We start from the raw sequence: 25272 nt of genomic DNA, 5'->3' as shown, positions 1-25272 counted from the left end.
CTTGCACCCTGTTGAAAATAAATAAGGTGACATACTGCAACTTGTGAGAAATAGCCTGATCTTTTCTACGGCTTTTCGACCTAAAGCACGTCATAAAACGCATTTTCTCCTATTTAGGTTCATTTTTTGTTCGATAGATTTCACCTATCGGAACAAGTGGTAAATGCCACTTTATTTCCGAGATTGATTCGGGCATAGTTGCAGATAACAAATTATAGGAGAAAGAAATATGTTCGTTGTTATCTTTGGTCGCCCAGCTTGTCCTTTCTGTGTTCGTGCAAAAGAGCACGCTGAAACACTTAAAGCAAAACGCGATGATTTCAACTACCGCTATGTAGATATTCACGCAGAAGGTATCTCTAAAGCTGACCTAGAAAAAACAGTAGGTAAGCCAGTTGAAACTGTACCTCAAATCTTCATCGACCAAGACCACATCGGTGGTTGTGATGACTTCGAAGCGTACGCGAAAGAGCACCTAGGTCTATTCGACGAGTAATCGCTCCCCCCCATTTTTTAAAATAGCCGCTTTCAACAGCGGCTTTTTTTCGTCTGCCATTCGGCTACCCTGCTGTTTTAGGCTTAGGTAAGATAATGGTAAATTATTAAAATTTTCACTTATCTTTTTGCAATATTCAGATACAATTCGCACACTTAACTTACCCTCGGCATCAACATAAGAATTGCCCGTGAACATAGACGTCGTACTCCTGCTCGAACAAAACCCTATCTTATTGATTTTCGTTGTATTAGCGATTGGCCTTGGTATCGGTAAAATCCGATTCGGCAACCTTCAGCTTGGCAACTCTATTGGCGTGTTGATCACCTCTCTGGTGATGGGACATCTCGGCTTCTCGTTCAATGCAGATGCGCTGACCATTGGTTTCATGCTGTTCATCTACTGTGTTGGTATTGAAGCCGGCCCGAACTTTTTCGGTATCTTCTTCCGTGATGGTAAGCACTACTTCATTTTAAGTATGGTGGTGTTATCCACCGCCCTATGTATTACCTATTTCGCTAGCCACCACTTCGGTCTCGATTTCGGTTTATCGGCAGGTATGATGGCAGGTGCGTTAACCTCGACACCGGTTCTGGTAGGTGCGCAAGATGCGCTTAACTCTGGCTTAGCCACTACGCCTCGCAACATGGATTTCGCTCAAGTGATTGAGAACTTATCGGTCGGTTATGCGATGGCGTATTTGGTTGGCTTAATCAGCATGATTATGTTCGCTAAACTACTACCGAAACTGCAAAAACAAAACTTATCTGATTCGGCGCTGCAAATCGCTCAAGAGCGTGGGTTAGGCAGCTCAGGTCAACGTAAAGTCTATCTGCCGATTATTCGTGCTTACCGTGTAGGTCAAGAACTGATTGACTGGATTGATGGCAAGAACCTGCGAGAGCTGGGTATCTATCGTCAAACGGGTTGCTACATTGAGCGCATTCGCCGTAACGGCATCTTGGCCCACCCTGATGGTGACGCTATTTTGCAGCAAGGTGACGAGATTGCTTTAGTCGGCTTCCCCGACAGCCACGCGCGTCTTGATCCTAGCTTTAGAAACGGTAAGGAAGTATTCGACCGCAACCTGCTTGACCTTCGCATTGTTGAAGAAGAGATCGTGGTAAAAAGTGACTCTATCGCTGGTAAACGCCTATCAGATTTAAACTTATCTGAGTATGGCTGTTTCCTAAACCGAGTTGTTCGCGCACAGATTGAAATGCCAATGGACTTAGACATCGTGCTTGCCAAAGGTGACGTTCTGCAAGTCAGTGGTGAAAAGAGCCGTGTTCATGGGCTTGCTGAAAAAATCGGTTTCATCTCGATTCATAGCCAAATGGCTGACTTATTGGCGTTCTGTAGCTTCTTCATTCTCGGCATTATGTTCGGTTTGATCACCATGACGTTCGGCCAAGTTTCATTCGGTCTTGGCAACGCGGTAGGCCTACTGCTGTCAGGCATCACTCTTGGTTTCTTACGAGCAAACCACCCGACTTTCGGTTACGTTCCTCAAGGGGCACTTAACATGGTCAAAGATTTGGGCTTAATGTTCTTTATGGTCGGCATTGGGTTAAGTGCGGGCGGTAAGATGTTTGAGCACTTGTCGCAGGTTGGCCCGCAGGTGATTGGTCTTGCTTTCGTCGTCAGTGTTGTGCCTGTGGTATTGGCTTATTTAGTGGGCGCTTACCTGCTTAAGATGAACCGCGCACTTCTGTTTGGTGCGATCATTGGTGCTCGTACCTGCGCACCCGCAATGGACATCGTGAACGATTATGCGAAATCAACTATTCCTGCACTGGGTTACGCAGGCACCTATGCAATTGCCAATATTTTGATGACACTTGCTGGTACTGTCTTAATCATTTTAAGTTAGTGGTTCACTCACTATCAGACACAAAAAAGGCTTCCAAATCGGAAGCCTTTTTAGTGTAGAGTGTGTTAAACGAATTAGCTTAAAGGTCGCATGTAAGCTAGGAATCGCTTCTCAGCAAACTTAAAACAACCAAGAATAATAAAGGTCAAAGCCATGTAGAAAAGGCCTGCCGTTAGGAACGACTCAAAGGGTGCATAGTAGCGAGAGTTCACTAAGCGAGCGGCGCCTGTAAGATCAACAATCGTTACAATACCTGCGACCGCACTACCATGAAGCATAAAGATCACTTCGTTACTGTACGCTGGCAATGCACGACGTAATGCACTTGGTAGAATGATGCGACGATAGGTCTTAAACGTGCTCATACCATACGCTTTGGCCGCTTCAACCTCACCTTTCGGTAAGCCATTGATAGCACCACGAATAATTTCTGCTGTATACGCTGACGTATTTAAAACAAAGGCGACAAGCGCACAAAACCAGGCATTTTCCCATAACGTGTCTTTTACTGGGAAGAATTGGTCCATGCCGTAGTAGATTAAGTACAGTTGAACAAGTAACGGCGTTCCACGGAAGAAGTAGATAAACGCCCAGCTTGGCCCATTAAATAAATAGTTCGGACTGTTACGCGCCACACCTAATGGAATCGCGACGATAAGGCCAAGAATCAGTGCCGAGCCAACTAGCCATACGGTGGTCCACAAACCATCTAGGTATATTGGCAAGCTTTCTAAAATCAACGAAAAGTCCATTCTTTACCTCGCATGAATACTGAATTTGCGCTCTACCATCTTCAAGAACCCTGTCGAGACACTGGTAAAGAATAAGAAAATCAAGGCAACAGCCATATAGAAGGTAAATGGCATTTTCGTCGAGCCTGCCGCCAATGCACTCACTCGAACCATATCTTCTAAACCAATGATAGAGACAAGTGCCGTAGTCTTTAACAGGACTAACCAGTTGTTACCAAAACCCGGTAATGCATGGCGAATCATTTGCGGTAGAAGAATACGGCGGAACGCTAGGAATGAGCTCATACCATACGCTTTTGCTGCTTCTAGCTCACCACGGTCAACGGCCATAATCGCACCACGGAAGGTTTCAGCCATATAAGCGCCAAAGATAAAACCAATGGTCAATACACCAGCCACAAACGGGCTCACGTCAATGTAATCCGGTAAATAGGATGTCCACTCATGCTCAGGGTTGCTTGATGCAAACCACTCGTTGAGCCATTCATTGATTGAGTAAAGGCTGTTGTTGAGAAGAATTTGTCCACCAAAGAAGATCAGCATCATCAGAACTAAGTCCGGAATGCCACGAATAACGGTGGTATAAAGTGTCGCAATAGCTCTTGCCCAGCGATAGGGGGCCATTTTTGCGAGTGCACCAAGCATGCCTAAAATCATCGCCACCAGCAGTGACAACAAAGCAACCTCTATGGTCACAACGGCCCCTTTCAAAATAGAGGCTTCATATCCTTGTAAATCCAGCATAGGTCTGTTCCTAATCCCTAAACTTTAAAAAGGCCGTCAGTCATACTCCTAGGAACAAAAACTGACGGCCATTACTCAACGTTTACTGACCGTAAACGTCGTAGTTGAAGTACTTAGCAGCGATATCTTGGTAAACACCCTTCTCACGCAGAGAAAGAATCGCAGCGTCTAGTTTCTTCGTTAGGTCTTTGTCTTGCTTACGTACCGCAATACCAAAACCTTCACCGAACCATTTAGGATCCGTTAGTGATGGGCCGACGAATTCGTAAGCATCACCACCCGCTTTGTTAAGAACACCTTCTTCTAGAGCAGATGCATCACCTAGTACAGCCGCCACACGGCCGTTTGCTAGGTCAAGGTAAGCTTCGTCAAAAGAGCCGTAACGTACGATAGATACTTTGTCACCGTAGTTATCAGTTAGGTATTTGTCGTGCGTTGTTGCACGTTGAACCGCAATTTTTTGACCGTCTAGGTTGTCGAAATCTAGACCAGCGCCTTTCTTAGCGATGAATTTGTTTGGAATAAGTGCGTATTTGCCAGTGAAGTCGATTTTCTTTTTACGTTCTTCAGTAATAGACATCGCCGCGATGATTGCATCGTACTTACGTGCTAGAAGCGAAGGAATGATGCCGTCCCAGTCTTGAGGAACGATCTTACATTTCACTTGCATCTCTTCACACAGTGCGTTTGCCATATCTACGTCAAAACCTTTCAGAGAACCATCGGCCTCTGTCCAGCTAAATGGAGGGTAAGCACCTTCAATACCGAAGCGAACTGTTTTCCAATCCTTTGCTTGAGCCGCACCTGTTACTGCTGTAGCTGCTAATGTTGCTGCTAATAACCACTTTTTCATTTCCATACTCCTGATTGTGATTTTTATTTGTGCTTTTGTTGTGTTTGCCGTTACCGGCGATTAGTAAATCGATGAGATGAACTGCTGTAATCGTTCAGAGTCCGGGTTTGTAAATAGTTTAGAAGGGTTTCCTTGTTCTTCAACGAGTCCTTGATGTAAGAACATAACGTGGTTAGACACATCGCGAGCAAATGCCATTTCATGTGTTACAACCAACATGGTGCGCCCTTCTTCTGCGAGATCTCTCATTACCCCAAGAACTTCACCCACTAACTCTGGGTCTAGCGCAGAAGTTGGTTCATCAAACAGCATTACTTCTGGGTCTACCGCAAGCGCACGAGCAATCGCCGCACGTTGTTGCTGACCACCGGAAAGGTGCCCTGGGTAATAATCTTTACGCTCATACAAGCCGACTTTTTTCAGCAGCATTTCAGCGTTTTCAATCGCTTGTGCTTTTGGGACACCCAGTACGTGAATGGGTGCTTCAATCACATTCTCCAAGACCGTCATGTGTGACCAAAGGTTAAAACCTTGGAAAACCATCGCTAAGCGAGAACGAATACGTTGAACTTGTTTTTCATTGGCAGGAACAGCTTCACCTTGACGGTTGTTTTTCATTTGGATCAATTCGCCATTGACCCAAATCTCGCCAGCGGTAGGTGTTTCAAGAAGGTTGACGCATCGAAGGAAGGTACTCTTACCAGAGCCTGATGAACCAATGATTGAAATAACGTCCCCTTTGTGGGCTTCTAATGAGATGCCCTTTAGAACTTCATTCTGTCCGAATGTTTTGTGCAGATCTTTGATATCCAGCGCTGGTACATCATTCATGCGCTTTAGCTCCCTGTAATTATTATCACCAAGTGTTTATTGTCATTTATTCTTGGCTTACTGCTGGGTTCCACCCATATAGCGCTACAAATTATCACTACACAGCGCAACATGCAACAAATCATTAACCTGCAAATTCAGGATATACAGTCACTTTATATGACTAAAAATGCTCATGATAGAGAAATAATCTTTCATTTCCGCATAAAACACATTCAGCACACTTCTTATTGCAGTCATAAATAATTAACAATTTTATAAAAACAAGATCTCTCTCAAATTATCGTCTTAACAATGATACCTGTTGCTATTTTCACCTTGTTTTCATTTCTAATTTTGCTCGCAATATGAAACTTTATTTCATCATCAGATTCTCTAAAAATGTTAAGCGCGCTCAGTTGTGTAGTTTTCTTTCACAACCTTTCATAAAGTGATCTAAATCAATCACTCTTAAGGGTTAGCACGTTACACTCGCCTCAAAGATAAAAGCCTCAATAGCCTTATTTTTGTCTTTTAAATCCTCTACGCTTAAGCTCACTAACATCGTGCTACAGCGAAGATGACCAGGATTCAAATGCAGGACGCTAAACCAGGTTATAAATAGAGTGACCGTCATAGAATAATAATCGGGTCACATTTTAAAGAGTCATTAACATTTTTGAATATGAGGAATCTATGTCAGACGCAGTAAACAAGCCGCACTCTGATTCGGATATCGAAAACAAGAGCTATCAAGAGCTGCATCGTCCAGCTTCTGAGTTTGAAAGCCGTTCAGACTACCTTGACCACGAACTACAGATCATGAAGCCACGCCGCTTTGGTTTGAACCTTCCTGGTCGTGACTTCCGCTTTGAGCTTGAAGACCTTGTTCCTGCACTTGCTGGTACAATTGGTATTATCGCAATGTACTCTGCGGTAATGATGTCTTGGGCTGAAGGCCTAACCGCAGCATGGGACCACGTAAACTTAGGTAAAGAGTTTGCTATCGAAGTTGCTCGTGTTGAAATGCTTATCCCTGCACTTCTTTTCTGTGTACTGGCTTCTGGCTTTATTAACCCTAAAGCAAACCTTGCTGGTAACCACGGACCAATGATCCCCCTTATCGGCACTATCGCTTTGGCAGGTGCTCACCCTCTTGCATTGGCAATCCTGATTGGTGTATTCGGTTTGATCCTGAGCTTGCTTAAAGGTGGCTCTAAACTGGTAAACCTAACCTCGCAAGGTACAGCCGGTGGTTTACTTATCTTCCTTGGTTTAACCGGTACGATGAGCCAAATCAACTCAATCCAAAGTTGGGCGGTTGGCCTACAGTCTGACACTGTAGCGGCTGGTAGCATGGGTTACATCGGTTTAATCGTACTTGCCGTAACCATTGGCCTATACGCATTCCTTGCAAAAGTGAACAAGCGTTGGTTAGCGATTCCAGTGTGTGCGTTTACCGGTCTTGCGATTGCTCTTGTTCTAGGTGCGGGTTTTGACATCAAATTCGTGACTGAAACAGGTCTACCAAACCTAAACCCAGTGTACTGGTGGGGCAGCACTGAACAAGGTTGGATGCTTGGTCTACCAAATGTTCAGCACTTCATCGCTTCGCTTCCATTCGCTATCTTAGCGGTTGCGATGTGGTCACCAGACTTCCTTGGTCACCGTATCTTCCAAGAACTGAACTACCCTAAAAAGTCTGAAAAAGTTCTGATGGACGTTGATGACACAATGACTATGTGTTCGGTTCGCCAGATGGTGGGTACTGCAGTCGGTGGTGGTAACATCACGTCTTCTTGGGGTACTTACATGATCCCAGCGGCGATTGCGAAACGCCCTATCCCAGCGGGTGCAATTCTTCTAGGTTCACTGTGTATCATCGTGGCAATCCTTGGTTTCCCTATGGATATCGCGGTCTGGCCACCAGTCATGCGTGTTGCTCTTCTTGTTGGTGTATCTCTACCACTACTTGAAGCGGGTATGCAGATGGTGAAAGACAGCAAAGATTCACAAGCTGCAGGTATCTGTATCTTTGGCTCAGCAGTTGTGAACCCAGTACTGGCTTGGGCACTAACGATGCTTCTTGATAACAACGGTCTAATCGGTGACAAAGAGCGTGCAGCGCGTCTGTCATTCGTAGACAAAATTGTTATCCCTGTGGGTGTACTTGTTATCTGTCTTGTTGCTATGCTTGCAGTTGGTATGCTAGAGGGTCAATACGGAATCCCTGCATTCCTATAATGCAAAATATGTTGAGAGCCAGCTTCTGGCTCTCAAATTTTTTTTAGTTTCAAACCTTTTTTTAAAAAATAATTTAGTAAAGTTACCATTTATTGATTTAGTTTAAGGTTTACAGTTTTTTTTTAGTTTACTCTTGAAAGCAAGTTAGTAAGCAACCATATAGAAAGTAGTGACAATATTTATCGTTTTATTACAACGTAATTGATCGATTTTTAAGACTATACATATTGTTATTCATAAGAGTGTACCGCCCCAGTGATGGGAAACTAACTGGCTCAACAGTTAGCAAGGTACGTGTTTTTTCTACTAAAAAGGTAGGTATGTCATGGCAGAGCAATTTGCTAAAGCTTGGGAAGGTTTTGCTGAAGGTGATTGGCAAAACGCAGTAAACGTTCGTGATTTCATTCAAAAGAACTACACACCGTATGAAGGCGACGAGTCTTTCCTAGTTTCTGAAGGCACTGAAGCAACTAACGTACTTTGGGCTAAAGTAATGGAAGGTATCAAGCAGGAAAACGCGACTCACGCACCTGTTGATTTCGATACTTCTGTTATCTCTACCATCACTTCTCACGATGCTGGTTACATCAACAAAGATCTTGAGACTATCGTAGGTCTTCAAACTGAAGCTCCGCTTAAGCGTGCAATCATGCCAAACGGCGGTGTACGTATGATCGAAGGTTCTTGTAAAGCATACGGTCGTACGCTTGATCCTCAAGTATCTAAAATCTACTCTGAGTACCGTAAAACACACAACCAAGGTGTTTTCGATGTTTACTCTCCAGATATCCTAAAATGTCGTAAGTCTGGCGTTCTAACTGGTCTTCCAGATGCGTACGGTCGTGGCCGCATCATCGGTGACTACCGTCGTGTTGCACTTTACGGTGTAGACTTCCTAATGAAGGACAAAGTTGCTCAGTTCCACTCAACTCAAGAGCAACTAGAAGTTGGCGACAACCTTCAAATGACTATGCAGCTGCGTGAAGAGCTTCAAGAGCAACACCGCGCACTAGGTCAAATGAAAGAAATGGCGGCGTCTTACGGCTACGACATCTCTGGTCCTGCGACTTCAGCTCAAGAAGCTATCCAATGGACTTACTTCGGTTACCTAGCGGCTGTTAAATCTCAAAACGGCGCAGCAATGTCTCTAGGTCGTACTTCGACTTTCCTAGACGTTTACGTTGAGCGTGACATCGCAGCTGGCATCATCACTGAAGAACAAGCTCAGGAAATGATCGACCACTTCGTAATGAAACTGCGTATGGTTCGCTTCCTACGTACTCCTGAGTACGATGAGCTATTCTCTGGCGACCCAATCTGGGCGACAGAATCTATGGGTGGTATGGGTGTTGACGGTCGTACACTAGTTACACGTACGAACTTCCGTTTCCTAAACACGCTATACACTATGGGTCCTTCTCCAGAGCCAAACATCACTGTTCTTTGGTCTGAGCAGCTACCTGTTGGCTTCAAGAAGTTCTGTGCGAAGGTATCGATTGATACGTCTTCTATCCAGTACGAAAACGACGACCTAATGCGTCCTGATTTCGACAACGATGATTACGCTATCGCGTGTTGTGTATCTCCAATGATCATCGGTAAGCACATGCAGTTCTTCGGCGCTCGTGCAAACCTTGCTAAAACTCTACTTTACGTTATCAACGGCGGTGTAGATGAGAAGCTTAAGATTCAAGTAGGTCCTAAGACTGAAGCAATGACTGACGAAGTTCTAGACTTCGACAAAGTTTGGGCTGGTCTAGACAACCTAATGGATTGGCTAGCTAAGCAATACGTGACAGCACTGAACGCTATCCACTACTCACACGACAAGTACAGCTACGAAGCTGCACTAATGGCACTTCACGATCGTGACGTTCGTCGGACTATGGCTTGTGGTATCGCGGGTCTGTCTGTTGCAGCTGACTCACTGTCTGCAATCAAATACGGTCAAGTTAAACCAATCCGTGACGAAGATGGCATCGCAATCGACTTCGAAATCTCTGGTGACTACCCGAAATTTGGTAACAACGACGCACGCGTAGATGACATGGCTTGTGAACTTGTTTCTAACTTCATGAACAAGATCCGTAAGCTTAAGACTTACCGTGATGCAGTACCAACTCAGTCTATCCTAACTATCACTTCAAACGTGGTTTACGGTAAGAAGACGGGTACTACACCAGACGGTCGTAAAGCAGGCGCGCCATTCGCACCAGGTGCAAACCCAATGCACGGCCGCGATGAGAAAGGTGCAGTAGCCTCTCTAACGTCTGTAGGTAAACTACCGTTTGCTGATGCGAAAGATGGTATCTCTTACACCTTCTCTATTGTGCCGAATGCACTAGGTAAAGAAGAAGGTTCACAGCGCGCTAACCTTGCTGGCCTTATGGATGGTTACTTCCACCATGAGCAAGGCATTGAAGGCGGTCAGCACCTGAACGTTAACGTTCTTAACCGCGAAACTCTAGAAGACGCCGTTAAGCACCCTGAGAACTACCCTCAGCTAACAATCCGTGTATCTGGTTACGCTGTACGTTTTAACTCTCTAACTGTAGAGCAGCAAAAAGACGTAATCGCACGTACTTTCACTGAGTCTCTATAATCTCAGCTGAATGATTGACAAAAGCCCCGCTAATGCGGGGCTTTATTGTTTCTATCAATCGGAATCTTCCTATTTAAGCGATACAGTGCTCACTTCACCTGTTTGGTATATTTATTGCTAACATTGGTATCGAATAATCCTGTACTATCAGCCCACTACTTTAGTGAAGCAAATCAATATGAAGTTAAAACACGCACTGATTTTGCCATTAGTCATGGCATCAACCGTCGCTCTCGCGTCAGACAAATCAACACTTTCATTCGCTCTTGATAATGATGGTGTCTTTGGTGTTGACCAAGACTATACCAACGGCCTATTTCTAAGTTACACCAGCGGTGCGATTACCCCTTACCCAATTTTCAGCCCTCTGAGCCTCTCATTTTGGGGCGGTTCAACGCTCGATAAATTTGAGTTCAGTATCGGCCACAAGATGTACACACCCTCTGATATTGAAGCAACGACTCCCCTACCGAATGATCGTCCTTATGCCGGCTATCTGCATAGTGAGTTCAATTACATCAGCCTTCACCCGCAACAAGCACATCGATTCAACCTCACATTAGGAACGACCGGTGAAAGCGCGTTGTCGGAAGAAGCCCAAAAATTGGTTCACTCAATTACAAAATCCGATGAACCACAAGGCTGGGGATACCAAGTTGATGAAAAATTTGTCGGCAGTGTCGGCTATTTAAGCCATTTTAACCTATGGCGTCAGCGCTCGATTGCCAACACCGACTGGGAAATTTCAAACGTATCTGAAATCAATGCAGGTAATTTCCGAAGTGATGTTTCAACCGGTTTCATGCTGCGTTGGGGTTCTGACCTTGGCGGCAGTATGGGCGCGGCAAACATCGACAATGAAAACCCGTTCCGTGCAGGTATGCTTGGTGGCTCTCAAGGTGGGTGGTTCATCTTTGCTGGTGCAGAAGCGCGTTATCGCTTCAACGACATCACCATTGAAGGCGACCGCTCAGGCGTTGAGCAGTACGCTATTGATAACGGCGAAGACCCAAGCCTCTATGATGTTGAACTAGAAAATGTTCAAGCCACCGGTGTCGCTGGCTTTGCTTGGTATAACCAGAGCTTTGGCGCAACATTAACGGCTACGGCCAAAACTCCTGACTATAAAAACGCAGCCGAGTCCATCTATGGGACTGGTGCATTTACGCTGTACGCGTTCTTCTAAATCGTAAATTTCTGGCAGTCTTGATTGAGGCTGCCAGCTCTTTGTTCTACGGCTCCACTGACACTCTTCAATTGCTCATTGTTCTCTTCAAGCTCCTTCATTGCTGATGATATCTGCGTCATGCTATCCGCCATCGATTGACTGGTCGTCGCAAGTTCTTTGATTGAAGAGAAAATCACTTCCGTTTGATGTGACGCTTCATCCGCTTTTTCTGTAATGGTTTTCAGTGCACCCATCGCTTCATGCCCTTTCTCCCGACCCGTTGTCATCGAGGATTCTGATTGACTGATATATTGGATAACTTCCGCACTCTCTTTTTTCATTGTATCAATCGTTCCTGAAATCTCGGTAACAGCATCCACCGTACGGACTGCGAGGCTTCGAACTTCATCAGCAACAACCGCAAACCCACGCCCTTGTTCACCAGCCCTTGCTGCCTCGATAGCGGCATTAAGTGCTAATAAGTTCGTTTGTTCAGCGATGCCGTTAATGATCTCCATAACAGAGTCCACTTTAGAGGAAGCTTGTTCGAGTTGCTGAATATGCCCTGCTGCAGAAGTCATGATCGCGCCCACTTCTTCAAGCGAGCCGATGGCAGAGCCTATGACTTTTGCCCCCTCTTCTGCCGCGTGAGTGGAGGAGCGGCTAATCTCTGCCACAAATTCCAGCGAGTTAGACACTTCTTGTGTCGTCACACTGACTTCTTCGGTGGCGGAAGCCAATAGTTGAGTTTGACCCAAAACTTCACTTTGATGGTGAGCCAACATATCCAAACCTTGATTCAGTTCCGCGGCATTACCAGACAACTCCTGACAGCTTGTTTGAACACCAGAGACAAGCTCACCCAGATTTTCACAGCTTTGATTGATGCTACTGGCGAGTTGATTAAATTCGTCATTTCGATTTTTGGTTTGCGCCATGCGCTGAGATAAATCGCCCGTGGATACACTATGCAGTACCTCTTTGGTTCGATTCAAAGAACGAGACATAGAGACGCTTTGCATACTAAAGATGGTAATGGTGAAGATAGCAAGCACAGCACACGCAATGAGAATTGACCATAAGGTTTGAGTTGAGTCTCTCTCTGCGACACTTTGGTACTGCTGACTGATGCCACCCAACTCAGCCGTAATATCACTAATCAGCTGCGTCATTTGGACTTGGGTTTGTTCTAACTGTTTTTCGACACTACCAAGTTGCTGAGAGAGTTGCGCGACACGACTGAATGTTTGCTTGTATTGCTCTATCTCTTTCTCGTAGAGCTCGAGCATGGCATAAACATTAGACATGCTCTCAAAGCTGCCCATTGCTCGATTAAACAGCTTCAAATTTTCTTCGGTGGGCTGCAGCAAATAGTTCTGCTGTGATTTGACCATTGCTTGGAAATCAGAGTTAAGGGTCACCATACCGGTTTCAGCGATCTTTTGTTCTATCACAACAGAGAGCTGCTTAAGAACGCCTAACTTCCCTTCATCAATGTTGAACCCAAGTTCTTGTTTAATCTGAAGCCAAGGTGTAACTGCACTGCGAAAGGCAGTGACGCTATCGGTGAGAGACTGTGCTTTCGCATTCAGCCCGACTTGCGAGAGAAACTCGGCGTCTTGCTCAATTGCAGTCGCGATCTCTTCTATCTTGATCTGCGTTTCATTAACTCTGCCCCCCGTCATCACATCCAGGTCGCCGCCCAACGTCAATATTTGACTTTGGGTTTGATAGATCGACAGTGACCCCTTAGCGATATCCCCGCTACTGTGGTACTGCTCAGTCATGTGTGACAAACGAGTAGAAGTAAAAATGGCGAGGGAAACGAATCCCACCGTCAGAACGAGCAAAAAAACAGTGACTTTCTGTCTTTGCGAGAGCGCAAGCATATCCATAAAAAATCCCTTTGTATCAAGTGGATGTAAAATACCTTGCCTAGACGTTGTTAATTATTTTTATTGATTTTTATATTAATTAAACATTTTTATAACATAGATTTTAGCAAATATGCGCATTTTTTCTTAAAACCACTTTTCTCGTGCAGAAATCGCCGAAGTGCTACTTTGTCCCTACATTTTGTAATAAAATAACGCACAAATTACTAATACGAGATGAGCTCATGTCAACAACTGGTCGTATTCATTCTTTCGAATCGTGTGGAACCGTAGACGGACCTGGAATCCGCTTTATAGTCTTTCTACAAGGTTGCTTAATGCGTTGTAAGTATTGTCACAACAGAGATACTTGGGATACCCATGACGGCAAAGAAGTGACCGTTGACGAGATCATTAGTGAAGCGAAATCTTACCGTCACTTTATGAACGCCTCTGGCGGCGGTGTGACATGTTCAGGTGGTGAGGCCATGCTTCAGCCTGAATTTGTTCGTGATTTTTTCCGCGCCGCTCAGAACGAAGGGATCCATACTTGTCTGGATACTAACGGCTACATTCGTAAACACACCGAAGTGATCGATGAAGTATTAGAAGCCACTGACCTCGTCATGCTTGATCTTAAACACATGAAAGATGAGATTCACCACGATTTCATTGGTGTTTCTAACAAGCGTACACTTGATTTTGCTCGCTACTTACAGAAAGTGGGCAAGAAAACTTGGATTCGTTATGTGGTTGTTCCGGGCTACACTGACGATGCTGAAGCTGCGCATTTGCTCGGCGAGTTTATCAAGGACATGGACAACATTGAGAAAGTGGAGCTCTTGCCATACCACAAACTCGGTGCTCATAAATGGGAAGCGCTAGGTCTTGAATACCCACTAGAGGGGACAAACCCGCCGTCAAAAGAAGTCATGGACTCTATCGTATCAATCCTTGAGCAGTACCACTCAAACGTAAAATACTAGTCTTTCCATCAATTAGACTTTCTTGCTATGCCAGCCTTTGAGGTTGGCATTTTTGTTTCTAGAGCATTGCTTTCATTTTTGAAAAATTTTGTCAATTTTCATATTAAATATGTGTTGAGATCATGTTTCAGACCACAGGGAAAAGATAACCTAAGCACATTAAAAATGTATTAGATGATTTAGTGAGGCCCCCATGGAAATGACAAACGCTCAACGTTTGATCCTATCAAATCAGTACTACTTGATGTCGCAGATGGATCCTGAAAACGCGTCAAAGTATCAACGTATGCAGACGATTGTAGAACGTGGCTATGAACTGCAAATGCGAGAGCTCAACAAAGACTTCGGTTGTCTAGTTGAAGCGGAATGTCGCGAAGTGATCGATATCATGGAGATGTACCATGCGATGCAAGAATCAAACAACATGCTAGCAGCCGACGAGCAGCAAGATGTTGATCAGCGCCGTTTAACTTTCTTAGGTTTCGATATTGCTACTGAAGCACAGATGGTGAATTACGTTCGCTTCTTGGTGGACTCTGAAGGCCTCTACCCGCAATTTTCTAAAGGCGACCACCACTTCAATGCTCAAATGCCAATGCTAGATAAGTACCGCCGCATGTTAACAACATGGCGTAACTGCCCTCGTCAGTACCATCTATGTGCCAACGAACTAAAGCAAATCTTTAACGCGTAATAACCTTACCCAAATAAAAATATGCTCACATAAGCACATGGCTCTGAAAAACACATTTCAGGACGACACAAAAACAAAAAAGGGGGGATTCACATTGAATCCCCCCTTTTTTAAATCTTAATTAGAATACGTAAGCCACACCAATGTTTGCTGTGGTATTTACGCCGCTTTCAATCAGCGGGCTACCTTCAATGTCCCCTTCCAGGTTAGTGTATCGAACACCACCGGTCAGACGAACGTTTGGCGTTAGGTGCATGTAGGCCGATGCACCAATAAAGAACTGACCATCCCAATCTGCGTCAAACTCCAAACTAGGGTCACCAGCTCTTAATGCTTCTTCCGCACTCACACCATACAAGTGGTTGTTTAGTCGCTCACTGTTGTATGCATAACCCATTGACGGGGTGACTGCCCAACCTTTGCGGCGAATTGGTAATCGCCAAGCCGCTTCTGCATAAACGCCATTGTGAGTACGACCTAAATCACTACCCGCAGTCGCTTCAAACATACCCACTAAGGTGATCAATTGGTAACTCACACCACCCATAATGGTCGCTTTACGCTCGTCCATCTGCTGGATATCTGGATTACTTGAATCTTCTGGCTTTAGTGTTCTTGGATCGTAAACCGCTCGGAATACGATATTTTGAGGAGAACCCACTGGAAATAGTCGGTAACCCGCACTAAATCCACGCAAGAATAGATGTTCACCTTCATAACCAACGACTGGAATCACGGTTTTGTTTGATGGCGTATCTTTATAGACCGCTGGAGAATAAGAAGCCGCAACACCAAGTGACCACTGAGAGATTTTCGCGTTTGCTACAGGAGCCGCGATAACTGCTGATGCTACAGCCGCTTTTAACCAAGAAGATTTCAACATAATACCCGACGAGACTATAAGTAGAATAAATGACGAGCACATTATATAGAACGCCATACAAAATGCAATGCTAGTGCTCTAATCTCATATTCACCAAACAAAGAAGCCTGTGACTGACGGGTTGCCAACATCCAAACGCACTCACACCTATCAATGTGAGGCACATTTGCTCAATTGATAGTTCCCATAAATAGATGACGTACACCTCAATCAGCAGAGTGGTCGGATAAGTAGGCCATGCTCACAGATTGCAATTAAACACATATTTTTTAAGCAGAATTTGAAAAACCAACTAGGCTTAAATTAGAAAGGATTTGCTTTTCTATGCGGGTTTATTGTCAGTTAGACAGGTTCAAAGGGGAATTCATTATGAGTATTTTCGACCATTTCCAAGCACGCTACGAAGCCTCAAAGGATGAGGAACTCTCCCTTCAAGACTTCCTTGGCCTATGTAAGGATGACAAAAGTGCATACGCGAATGCAGCAGAGCGCCTTCTCATGGCGATTGGTGAACCTGAAGTGATTGATACCGCTCAGGATCCACAGCTCAGCCGCATTTTCTCAAACCGCGTCATCTCTCGTTATGAAACCTTCAAAGATTTCTATGGGATGGAAGATGCGATTGAACAGATTGTTTCTTATCTTAAACACGCCGCTCAAGGTCTTGAAGAACGCAAACAGATTCTCTACCTTTTGGGGCCAGTAGGGGGTGGTAAATCATCGCTTGCCGAAAAACTCAAAGCATTAATGCAACAGGTGCCCGTTTACGTGCTTTCAGCCAATGGTGAACGGAGCCCGGTGAACGACCATCCTTTCTGTCTGTTTGATGTGAATGAAGACGGCGACCTGCTCAAACAAGAATACGGCATCGAGAAGCGCTACTTACGTTCTATTATGTCTCCATGGGCGGCAAAACGCCTGCATGAGTTTGGTGGTGATATCTCCAAGTTCAAAGTGGTGAAAGTACGCCCGTCAATCCTGGATCAGCTTGCGATTGCGAAAACAGAACCGGGCGATGAAAACAACCAAGATATTTCGTCTTTGGTGGGTAAAGTCGATATCCGTCAACTGGAGCATTTCTCACAAGATGATCCAGATGCCTACAGCTACTCAGGCGCGCTATGTCGAGCGAACCAAGGTTTGATGGAATTTGTGGAAATGTTTAAAGCGCCAATCAAGGTGCTACACCCTCTCCTAACTGCGACTCAGGAAGGTAACTACAACGGTACCGAGGGCTTATCCGCTTTACCATTTGACGGGATGATCCTCGCCCACTCTAACGAATCTGAATGGCAGACCTTCCGCAATAACAAAAACAACGAAGCTTTCCTCGATCGTGTTTACATCGTAAAAGTGCCTTATTGTCTTCGCGTTGCCGAAGAAGTGAAAATTTACCAGAAACTGCTTGACCACTCAGAGCTGTCAAAAGCACCGTGTTCACCAAGCACGCTCGAACTGCTATCGCAATTTAGTATTCTGTCTCGACTAAAAGAGCCAGAAAATTCTTCGATTTTCTCTAAGATGCGCGTTTACGATGGCGAAACCCTGAAAGACACTGACCCTAAAGCGAAGAGCTACCAAGAATATCGAGATTTCGCCGGTGTGGATGAAGGAATGTCAGGTCTATCAACCCGTTTCGCCTTTAAGATCCTCTCCCGTGTATTTAACTTTGATCAGACTGAAGTAGCTGCAAACCCAGTACACCTCTTTTATGTGATTGAACAGCAGATTGAGCGTGAGCAGTTCCCTCAAGAAACAGCCGAGAAATACTTGGAGTTCCTAAAAGGTTACCTTGTTCCTCGCTACGTTGAGTTCATCGGTAAAGAAATTCAGACGGCGTACCTAGAGTCTTACTCTGAATACGGTCAGAACATTTTTGATCGTTACGTCACTTACGCTGACTTCTGGATTCAAGATCAAGAATACCGCGATCCAGAAACTGGCCAACTGTTCGACCGTTCAGCGCTTAACAATGAACTTGAGAAAATTGAAAAAACCGCTGGTATTAGCAATCCAAAAGACTTCCGTAATGAAATCGTCAACTTTGTGCTGCGTGCCCGTGCCAACAATAATGGCACTAACCCAGTGTGGACCAGCTACGAGAAGCTCCGCACCGTGATCGAGAAGAAGATGTTCTCTAATACGGAAGAATTGCTACCTGTTATCTCATTTAACACCAAAACATCTTCTGAAGATCAGAAGAAACACGATGACTTCGTTGCTCGTATGATGGAGAAAGGCTACACCGAGAAACAAGTTCGATTGCTGTCTGAGTGGTACCTGCGCGTACGCAAGTCATCGTAGCAGCAGTGTTTTAGCCCATGATTAACCTACCAGAACCTTTGTTCTGGTAGGCGATAGGATGCAAATATGGCCCGACTTAACGATTCGGTCGGGCTATGTACGAGATGAGGGGGAACTCATGGCGCAATTTATTGACCGACGACTGAACGGCAAAAATAAGAGTGCTGTAAACCGCCAGCGCTTTCTACGTCGTCATAAAGAACAGATTAAAGAGTCTGTGGCTGATGCGGTAAATCGCCGTTCGATAACCAACACAGAAACAGGTGAAGATGTTGCTATTCCACATAAAGACATTAAAGAGCCAGTGTTTCACCAAGGCAAAGGTGGGTTAAAGGAACGTGTTCACCCTGGTAATGACCAGTTCATTACTGGCGATAAAATCGAACGCCCGAAAGGAGGTGGCCAAGGTGGTGGCTCTGGTGAAGGTGATGCGAGCGCAGATGGTGAAGGCCAAGACGATTTCGTTTTTCAGATCTCTAAAGATGAATACCTCGACATTCTTTTTGAAGATCTAGAACTCCCTAACCTAGAAAAAAATCAAATCAACAAGATCACCGAATGGAAGACCCACCGAGCGGGTTACCAAACAGCCGGTGTTCCTGCCAACATCGCCATCGTAAAATCCTTACAACAATCTTTAGCACGTCGTACCGCAATGACCGCAGGTAAGAAACGTATGCTTCGAGAGCTCGAAGAGGAGCTTGACCAGGTAAAAATGAGTGAGCCTGCGCAAATGCTAGAGGAAAAACGCTTACAAGATGAAATTAAGAGCTTACGCAGAAAAATAGACAGTGTTCCATTTATCGATACCTTCGATTTACGCTTCAAAAATTACGAACGCCGCCCAATTCCATCTAGCCAAGCCGTTATGTTCTGCCTTATGGATGTGTCGGGGTCAATGGATCAGGCAACCAAAGACATCGCAAAACGCTTTTATGTTCTGCTTTACTTGTTCCTGACCAGAACCTATGAAAACGTCGAAGTGGTCTTTATTCGCCACCATACCCAAGCGAAAGAAGTCGATGAGCATGAGTTTTTCTACTCACAAGAAACCGGCGGTACGATTGTGTCGAGCGCACTGAAATTGATGAATGAAATTGTTGCCGACCGCTACCCTGTCGGCGAGTGGAACATCTATGCAGCGCAAGCATCCGATGGTGATAACTGGGCAGATGACTCCCCACGCTGTAAAGAACTCTTAACCAAGCACCTACTACCTAACTGTCAGTACTATTCTTATATCGAAATCACTCGCCGCTCTCATCAAACTTTGTGGCATGAGTATGAAAAGCTCGAAGGCGCCTTCCCGAACTTTGCGATGAAGAACATTCGCAGCGTAGAAGACATCTTCCCTGTATTCAGAGAGCTTTTCAAAAAGGAAACCGCTTAGGAGGCCTAATATGACTACAAAAACCAAAAAGCCGACCAAATCCAAAGCATTGCCTGACGGACCAGACTGGACGTTCGATCTATTAGAGCGTTACCACGTCGAGATCAAACGTGTCGCAGACCACTACAAACTCGATGCCTACCCAAACCAAATTGAAGTGATTACGTCAGAACAAATGATGGACGCCTATTCAAGCATTGGCATGCCCATCAACTATAATCACTGGTCATTTGGTAAGAAGTTCATTCAAACTGAACAGGGCTACAAACACGGTCAAATGGGCCTCGCATACGAGATTGTCATCAACTCTAACCCATGTATTGCCTACTTGATGGAGGAGAACACCGTCACCATGCAAGCATTGGTTATGGCACACGCTTGTTATGGACACAATTCATTCTTTAAAGGCAATTACCTATTCCAAACCTGGACCGATGCGAGTTCAATCATTGATTATCTGCTGTTTGCTAAAAACTATATCGCGGAGTGCGAGCAGAAGTATGGCGTGCAAGAAGTCGAAGATTTGCTCGACTCATGCCATGCGCTAATGAACTTCGGCGTAGACCGCTATAAACGACCAGAAAAGATCTCCATCGCCGAGGAGAAATCTCGCCAAGAAGAGCGTGAAACGTATCTTCAATCACAGGTGAATGATTTGTGGCGAACCGTTCCCAAATCTAAAGTTGAACCTGAGAGTGAAAAGATACGTTTCCCGAGCGAACCGCAAGAGAACATACTCTACTTCATTGAGAAGCACGCTCCCCTGCTTGAATCCTGGCAACGTGAAATCGTCCGTATCGTGCGTAAAATAAGCCAATACTTCTATCCTCAAAAGCAGACTCAAGTGATGAACGAAGGGTGGGCGACGTATTGGCACTACACCATCTTAAATCACTTGTATGATGAAGGTATGGTCACTGACCGCTTCATCTTGGAGTTCCTACACAGTCATACTGGTGTTGTTGCTCAACCTGCCTATAACAGCCCATACTTCAGCGGCATTAACCCTTATGCCCTTGGATTTGCGATGTTCCGAGATATAAGACGTATCTGTGAGGAACCGACCGATGAAGACAAAGAATGGTTCCCTGATCTTGCCGGTTCAGATTGGTTAGAAGCCGTCCATTTTGCGATGAAGAACTTCAAAGATGAGAGTTTCATTAGTCAGTATCTGTCACCTAAGTTAATGCGTGACTTTAAGTTGTTCGCCATCGTCGATGATGACCGAAAAAACTATATCGAAGTGAGTGCGATCCATGATGATAGCGGCTATCGAGCAATACGAGAAAAGTTAGCCGCGCAATATAACCTGAGCAACTTAGAGCCAAACATTCAGGTATTCAATGTCGATGTCAGAGGCGACCGTTCATTAACGCTTCAATATGTCCCACATGATCGCATTCCTTTAGATGACAGCTATGACGAGGTTTTGAAGCACATGTACCGTCTTTGGGGGTTCGACGTTATTTTGGAAGAAGTGAAAGAGACAGGCCGTCGCGAGATTCTAAGCACCTGCCCTAAGCGCAGCGATTATGATGCCAAAATCTAGTAACTTATTGAGATTGCAGCTTTGAAAACGGCTGTAATCTCAACTTTACAATACATCAATCCTTTTAAATTTAAATAATCATTTCATCAGTTTCATTTATTTTATAGTATATCAACCGATAAAGTCAGCTCTCACTATGTGATATACAATGAAATCAATAAAAACCGTCATCTCAGCCACAATGTCAGTCATGATGCTGTTGCTCTGCGCGATCTTGGTGTCTTACGCAACTAACGCGCTCTACCAAGAAAAACGCACCGACATCACGATCCAAGCAAAACAGTCTCTTACGTCACTCAACACGTTGACCAGTTTTTGGCAGAAAAACAAAATCGTCGAACTCGAGTACATTCACGCTATGGTTTCAGACAACTCTTTGTCAGAAGAAGAAGTCCGTAATGTCCTGATCAAATCCCTGACGGACCAAAGCCTAATCAATGCTTATGTCGGTTACTCAGACGGTCGTTTCATCCTTAACGACAAAGCGGCACAGTTAGACGCACTTTCACATGGATACGATCCGAGACAGCGCAGCTGGTATCAAATGGCGATCAATGCAGGCAAACCCGTATTAGTCTCTCCTTATGTATCCAGTGACGGCAGCCAACAGGTTGTGGTTTCAATGGTTATGCCTTTGGTTATTGATGGGAAAGTGCAAGGTGTGATTGGTATCGACTCGTCCGTAACCTTACTTCAAGACTTACTGCGCAGTATCCCTGCTCCTCCAGATACGCAGATGATGATCTTAGATGATGAGCAACGTATTCTTGCTCACACAAATGATGGTTTTCAGCTAAAAGAGTCAGAGTCTATCTCGAAAGATATTGCTCCATTAGTGAGAGCCGCTCATACAGCAACATCGATCAGAGCGATGGTCAATGATGTAGATTCCCATATTGTAAGCGCACCAACCCTGCAGTCTTGGTCGTTAGTGATGCTGCTTAATCGTGATGCGATGGTTGAGCCACTGAGAACACGGGTTCGTTCTTTGATTATCTTTGCTTTAGTGACCATTGTTCTAGCCATTGTCGCTATCAGCTTTACAACAAAAAAATTGGTTGCGCCGCTGACGATTGTCAATCATCACCTAGAACAAGCTTCAAAAGGCGCTGGCGACCTGACCATTCAACTTGAACCGAAATCTAACGATGAAGTTGGTCAAATTTGCCATAGCTTTAACGATTTCAACGGTACGTTACGAGAGATGGTGCTCAACCTGCTGACATCGATGAACCAGGTTACGCAAACGTCAACTCAGGTAAAAGAGATCGCAACACAAGCTTCAAAAAATGTAGAGTTCCAACAAATCGAAATTGAAAAAGTCTCGACTGCCGTTCACGAGATGAATGCTGCTGCGTTCGAAATTGCTCAGAATATCGCAAATTCAGCCCAAGAAGCGGACTCCGCACAGAAGTACATTATGGAGAGTAGTTCTGAGGTGACAGCCACATCGGATCAAATTAAAAGCGTGGCACAAAAGACGCTTGAAACCTCGGATATGGTTCAAGAACTTAGCAAACGAACTGACCAAATTGATACGGTTGTTGAAGTCATCAACAATATCGCAGAGCAAACGAACTTACTTGCACTGAACGCGGCGATTGAAGCAGCACGTGCCGGTGAGAATGGTCGTGGGTTTGCCGTTGTAGCTGATGAAGTACGCAACCTAGCGCAAAAGACACAGAACTCGACAGAAGAAATTCGAACCACAATCAAAGGGCTACAAGATGAGTCACGTAACCTTGTGGAGATGATGAAACAAAACAGCATGCTCACCCATGAAACGGTAGATCAGGCAGATAAGGCAAACGCTAAGTTGGAGTTGGTTGTTGCCTCTATTCGACAGATCTCAGATATGTCAGCACAGATTGCCTCAGCATCTGAAGAGCAGCACATTGTCTCTGAAGATATTGGTAAGAACATCGAATCCATCCATGTTCTTTCAAGAGAAGTGACTTCTCAGGCTCAAGGCACTAATGAAGCGAGCCTAGACCTAAAAGAGGTGGTCGGTATCGCAGAGCAGCAATTGGCTCAATTCAAGGTGTAACCATTTAAAAATAACAATATAAAAGTAACGATCTAAAAAAGGCCCGAACGGGCCTTTTTAGTTGCAGTCTGATTATCACTATTGCTGGGCAATAATCTTTCTAACCACTTCCAAGTCTTCTGGTGTATCAACACCCGCGGCTGGCGCTTCTTTCGCGACTTCGACATGAATTTTTTCACCATACCAAAGTACGCGTAGCTGCTCTAAACACTCAATCTTTTCGAGAGCGGTTGGCTCCCAGTTAATATAAGTATTAATAAAGCCCGCTCGGTAAGCATAGATGCCAATGTGACGCATTAGAGGTTGGGCAATGGTTTTGTCTTGCTTAGCGAAGTTGTCACGATCCCAAGGGATTGTGGCACGGCTAAAGTACATCGCATAACCCTCTCTATCCGTCAGCACTTTAACCGCATTAGGATTAAAGACTTCCGCTTCATCACTGATTTCAACCGCTAACGTGGCCATTGGGGCTTGGCTGTTCGCGAGGTTGTTAGCAACCTGGCTAATAATCGCCGGTGGGATCAGTGGCTCATCACCTTGAACATTCACAATGATATGGTCGTCAGGGATGGCCATTTTATCAACCACTTCAGCCAATCGCTCTGTCCCAGACTCATGGTTAGGAGAGGTCATACACACCTGACCACCAAATGCCAATGCCGCTTGCTCTACTCGGCTGTCATCCGTTGCAATGATCACCTGTTCAGCACCTGCTTGGATAGCCTGTTCGTACACCCACTGGATCATTGGCTTTCCACCAATATCAGCCAATGGTTTTCCCGGAAGTCTCGTCGATTGGTAACGAGCAGGAATAACAACAGTAAAAGACATTACTTGCCCTCATCCATACCAATTTGGCGTGCTTCTGGCTCAAGTAATACTGGAATACCTTCTTTAATCGGGTACGCCAAACGGTCAAGCTTACACACAAGCTCTTGCTTATCCTTATCAAAAGTTAATTTACCTTTACATACCGGACAGGCAACAATCTCAAGCAGACGGTGATCCATACTTTTCCTTAACCTCTTTAATCTTATCTAAAATGCGCTTTTCATCAGCAATACTAAACTCCGCACTCACGGGTAAATACCACCAATTCTCTTTAGCGTAATTTGCGCATTTTACTGCGTCTTTTTCCGTCATAATCAAGTGACTACCCTTGGCAGCCAATTCATCAAGCTGTGACGGTTCAAAATCTTTATGATCGGCAAAGCCCTGCTCTACACAAGGCGCTGCACCTAATTTCGTTAGCGTAGCAAAAAAACGAGGGGGATGCCCTATCCCGGCCATTGCGACTAAGCCTTGTTTTAGCTCTGTCACATCAACCTTTTGACCGGTAATCAGGTTCACCGCTAGGGTTGGAACCAATGACATCGCCGCTTCATTCTTTTGAGCTTGACCACCGTTAGTGATCAATAAGTCAACATCTGAGAGTCTCTCTACAGACTCTCTTAACGGGCCCAGTGGAATAAGAGATTCGTTACCGAAACGGCGTTGACCATCGATGACGACAATCTCAACATCTCGCTCTAACGCATAATGCTGCAATCCATCATCGGTAATAATAATATCCACACCGATTGGCAATAACGCTTTGACTGCGTCGCTACGCACTGGGGAAACCGAAACCGGTGCCCCGGTTCGCTTGTGAATCAATTTAGGTTCATCACCACAATGTTTGGTTGATGTGCCCTCTTCCACAAGCAGCGGATAGCTAGGCGCTTTTGCACCATAACCACGAGAAACAACACCTGGTGTGAAGCCAAGTGCTTGCAGTTTTTCAACCAACCAGATCACAACCGGCGTTTTACCGTTACCACCCGCAGTGATATTCCCCACAACGATAATAGGAACGGGAGCTCGATAACTCTCTTTCTGACCATTTTGGAATTGCTGGCGGCGTTTGCGGCTAATTACACCAAACAAAATGCTGAGTGGCCAAAGTAATGGCCACAACAGGAATTTTAAAGGGTGATTCTCAAACCAGATTTTCTCAATCAAGA

The 25272-nt window shown here is 44.9% G+C and carries 20 protein-coding genes; 11 read left to right on the top strand and 9 right to left on the bottom strand.

Annotation, left to right across the window (positions count from 1 at the left end; translation table 11 throughout):
- Positions 1-229: 229 nt before the first annotated feature.
- Both EJ063_RS07110 and EJ063_RS07105 read left to right on the top strand, forming a co-directional pair.
- A complete protein-coding gene (locus tag EJ063_RS07110; RefSeq protein WP_008077635.1) occupies positions 230-496 on the top strand; it encodes a GrxA family glutaredoxin in 267 nt (88 codons plus the stop codon).
- Between the two features lie 190 nt (positions 497-686).
- Positions 687-2369: an aspartate:alanine antiporter gene (locus EJ063_RS07105; protein WP_126573422.1), complete on the top strand. Its 1683-nt coding sequence runs from the start codon at positions 687-689 to the stop codon at positions 2367-2369.
- A 74-nt stretch (positions 2370-2443) separates the two neighbouring features.
- Here the strand turns inward: EJ063_RS07105 and EJ063_RS07100 are convergent, their stop codons facing one another.
- The 4 genes from EJ063_RS07100 to EJ063_RS07085 form a co-directional block, all read right to left on the bottom strand.
- Positions 2444-3121 (bottom strand): ABC transporter permease, encoded by a 678-nt coding sequence (locus EJ063_RS07100; RefSeq protein WP_126573420.1) that lies wholly within the window; start codon positions 3119-3121, stop codon positions 2444-2446.
- A gap of 3 nt (positions 3122-3124) precedes the next feature.
- On the bottom strand, positions 3125-3865 hold the full coding sequence (locus EJ063_RS07095) for an ABC transporter permease (RefSeq protein WP_126573418.1): 741 nt from the start codon (positions 3863-3865) through the stop codon (positions 3125-3127).
- A gap of 82 nt (positions 3866-3947) precedes the next feature.
- Positions 3948-4718: an ABC transporter substrate-binding protein gene (locus tag EJ063_RS07090; protein ID WP_167469886.1), complete on the bottom strand. Its 771-nt coding sequence runs from the start codon at positions 4716-4718 to the stop codon at positions 3948-3950.
- Positions 4719-4778: 60 nt separating this feature from the next.
- Positions 4779-5549, bottom strand: coding sequence for an ABC transporter ATP-binding protein (locus EJ063_RS07085; RefSeq protein WP_126573415.1), 771 nt, complete (start codon positions 5547-5549; stop codon positions 4779-4781).
- A gap of 675 nt (positions 5550-6224) precedes the next feature.
- Here EJ063_RS07085 and EJ063_RS07080 point away from each other — a divergent pair.
- The 3 genes from EJ063_RS07080 to EJ063_RS07070 all read left to right on the top strand — a co-directional run bounded on the left by EJ063_RS07080 (position 6225) and on the right by EJ063_RS07070 (position 11560).
- Positions 6225-7772, top strand: coding sequence for a DUF3360 family protein (locus EJ063_RS07080; RefSeq protein ID WP_126573413.1), 1548 nt, complete (start codon positions 6225-6227; stop codon positions 7770-7772).
- A 325-nt stretch (positions 7773-8097) separates the two neighbouring features.
- Positions 8098-10374, top strand: a complete 2277-nt coding sequence (gene pflB / locus EJ063_RS07075) for a formate C-acetyltransferase (RefSeq protein WP_126573411.1) — start codon at positions 8098-8100, stop codon at positions 10372-10374.
- 178 nt (positions 10375-10552) lie between these two features.
- A complete protein-coding gene (locus tag EJ063_RS07070; protein WP_126573409.1) occupies positions 10553-11560 on the top strand; it encodes a lipid A deacylase LpxR family protein in 1008 nt (335 codons plus the stop codon).
- Here EJ063_RS07070 and EJ063_RS07065 read toward each other — a convergent pair.
- Positions 11557-13437, bottom strand: coding sequence for a methyl-accepting chemotaxis protein (locus tag EJ063_RS07065; RefSeq protein ID WP_126573407.1), 1881 nt, complete (start codon positions 13435-13437; stop codon positions 11557-11559). The two genes, EJ063_RS07070 and EJ063_RS07065, sit on opposite strands and share 4 nt — an antisense overlap.
- A 224-nt stretch (positions 13438-13661) precedes the next feature.
- Here EJ063_RS07065 and pflA point away from each other — a divergent pair, with 224 nt between their 5' ends.
- Together pflA and EJ063_RS07055 are read left to right on the top strand one after the other, a co-directional pair.
- Positions 13662-14402: a pyruvate formate lyase 1-activating protein gene (gene pflA, locus EJ063_RS07060; protein ID WP_126573405.1), complete on the top strand. Its 741-nt coding sequence runs from the start codon at positions 13662-13664 to the stop codon at positions 14400-14402.
- 193 nt (positions 14403-14595) lie between these two features.
- Complete coding sequence (locus EJ063_RS07055; RefSeq protein ID WP_126573403.1) at positions 14596-15096, top strand: YfbU family protein; 501 nt, start codon at positions 14596-14598, stop codon at positions 15094-15096.
- Positions 15097-15217: 121 nt separating this feature from the next.
- Here EJ063_RS07055 and EJ063_RS07050 read toward each other — a convergent pair whose 3' ends face one another.
- The gene (locus tag EJ063_RS07050; RefSeq protein ID WP_439333266.1) at positions 15218-15979 is read right to left on the bottom strand and encodes a MipA/OmpV family protein; all 762 of its coding nucleotides are present in this window, start codon (positions 15977-15979) and stop codon (positions 15218-15220) included.
- Positions 15980-16348: 369 nt separating this feature from the next.
- On the opposite strand from EJ063_RS07050, the gene EJ063_RS07045 reads away from it, so the two are divergent.
- From EJ063_RS07045 to EJ063_RS07030, 4 genes are all read left to right on the top strand, one after another.
- Positions 16349-18283 carry a PrkA family serine protein kinase gene (locus EJ063_RS07045; RefSeq protein WP_126573401.1) on the top strand — a complete coding sequence of 645 codons (1935 nt, stop codon included), beginning with the start codon at positions 16349-16351 and terminating at the stop codon, positions 18281-18283.
- Between the two features lie 118 nt (positions 18284-18401).
- The gene (locus tag EJ063_RS07040) at positions 18402-19673 is read left to right on the top strand and encodes a YeaH/YhbH family protein (protein ID WP_126573399.1); all 1272 of its coding nucleotides are present in this window, start codon (positions 18402-18404) and stop codon (positions 19671-19673) included.
- Positions 19674-19683: 10 nt separating this feature from the next.
- Positions 19684-21222 carry a SpoVR family protein gene (locus tag EJ063_RS07035; protein WP_126573398.1) on the top strand — a complete coding sequence of 513 codons (1539 nt, stop codon included), beginning with the start codon at positions 19684-19686 and terminating at the stop codon, positions 21220-21222.
- Between the two features lie 148 nt (positions 21223-21370).
- A complete protein-coding gene (locus tag EJ063_RS07030; RefSeq protein WP_126573396.1) occupies positions 21371-23269 on the top strand; it encodes a methyl-accepting chemotaxis protein in 1899 nt (632 codons plus the stop codon).
- A gap of 78 nt (positions 23270-23347) precedes the next feature.
- On the opposite strand, the gene kdsB is transcribed toward EJ063_RS07030, so the two are convergent.
- The 3 genes from kdsB to lpxK are packed head-to-tail and all read right to left on the bottom strand — an operon-like array spanning position 23348 to position 25270.
- Complete coding sequence (kdsB, locus tag EJ063_RS07025; protein WP_126573394.1) at positions 23348-24100, bottom strand: 3-deoxy-manno-octulosonate cytidylyltransferase; 753 nt, start codon at positions 24098-24100, stop codon at positions 23348-23350.
- Positions 24100-24279, bottom strand: coding sequence for a Trm112 family protein (locus tag EJ063_RS07020; protein WP_126573392.1), 180 nt, complete (start codon positions 24277-24279; stop codon positions 24100-24102). Before EJ063_RS07020 ends, kdsB begins: the two co-directional genes overlap by 1 nt.
- Entirely contained in the window at positions 24260-25270 is a 1011-nt protein-coding gene (lpxK, locus tag EJ063_RS07015) for a tetraacyldisaccharide 4'-kinase (RefSeq protein ID WP_126573390.1), read from the bottom strand. The genes EJ063_RS07020 and lpxK overlap by 20 nt, the downstream gene beginning before the upstream one ends.
- Positions 25271-25272: the final 2 nt, after the last annotated feature.

This window comes from Vibrio aquaticus (assembly GCF_003970385.1).
In the GTDB taxonomy this organism is placed as follows: Bacteria; Pseudomonadota; Gammaproteobacteria; order Enterobacterales; family Vibrionaceae; genus Vibrio; species Vibrio aquaticus.
Note: the sequence above shows the minus strand (reverse complement) of the source record. Positions and strands in the feature narration are given on the sequence as shown.

Coding starts and splice junctions, on each gene's coding strand:
- EJ063_RS07070 (WP_126573409.1), top strand. CDS start 10,553: ATGAAGTTAAAACACGCACTGATTTTGCCATTAGTCATGGCATCAACC.
- EJ063_RS07080 (WP_126573413.1), top strand. CDS start 6,225: ATGTCAGACGCAGTAAACAAGCCGCACTCTGATTCGGATATCGAAAAC.
- EJ063_RS07095 (WP_126573418.1), bottom strand. CDS start 3,865: ATGCTGGATTTACAAGGATATGAAGCCTCTATTTTGAAAGGGGCCGTT.
- EJ063_RS07110 (WP_008077635.1), top strand. CDS start 230: ATGTTCGTTGTTATCTTTGGTCGCCCAGCTTGTCCTTTCTGTGTTCGT.
- EJ063_RS07055 (WP_126573403.1), top strand. CDS start 14,596: ATGGAAATGACAAACGCTCAACGTTTGATCCTATCAAATCAGTACTAC.
- EJ063_RS07090 (WP_167469886.1), bottom strand. CDS start 4,718: ATGAAAAAGTGGTTATTAGCAGCAACATTAGCAGCTACAGCAGTAACA.
- pflA (WP_126573405.1), top strand. CDS start 13,662: ATGTCAACAACTGGTCGTATTCATTCTTTCGAATCGTGTGGAACCGTA.
- kdsB (WP_126573394.1), bottom strand. CDS start 24,100: ATGTCTTTTACTGTTGTTATTCCTGCTCGTTACCAATCGACGAGACTT.
- EJ063_RS07065 (WP_126573407.1), bottom strand. CDS start 13,437: ATGGATATGCTTGCGCTCTCGCAAAGACAGAAAGTCACTGTTTTTTTG.
- EJ063_RS07030 (WP_126573396.1), top strand. CDS start 21,371: ATGAAATCAATAAAAACCGTCATCTCAGCCACAATGTCAGTCATGATG.
- EJ063_RS07020 (WP_126573392.1), bottom strand. CDS start 24,279: ATGGATCACCGTCTGCTTGAGATTGTTGCCTGTCCGGTATGTAAAGGT.
- EJ063_RS07040 (WP_126573399.1), top strand. CDS start 18,402: ATGGCGCAATTTATTGACCGACGACTGAACGGCAAAAATAAGAGTGCT.
- EJ063_RS07085 (WP_126573415.1), bottom strand. CDS start 5,549: ATGAATGATGTACCAGCGCTGGATATCAAAGATCTGCACAAAACATTC.
- EJ063_RS07100 (WP_126573420.1), bottom strand. CDS start 3,121: ATGGACTTTTCGTTGATTTTAGAAAGCTTGCCAATATACCTAGATGGT.
- pflB (WP_126573411.1), top strand. CDS start 8,098: ATGGCAGAGCAATTTGCTAAAGCTTGGGAAGGTTTTGCTGAAGGTGAT.
- EJ063_RS07045 (WP_126573401.1), top strand. CDS start 16,349: ATGAGTATTTTCGACCATTTCCAAGCACGCTACGAAGCCTCAAAGGAT.
- EJ063_RS07050 (WP_439333266.1), bottom strand. CDS start 15,979: ATGTTGAAATCTTCTTGGTTAAAAGCGGCTGTAGCATCAGCAGTTATC.
- EJ063_RS07035 (WP_126573398.1), top strand. CDS start 19,684: ATGACTACAAAAACCAAAAAGCCGACCAAATCCAAAGCATTGCCTGAC.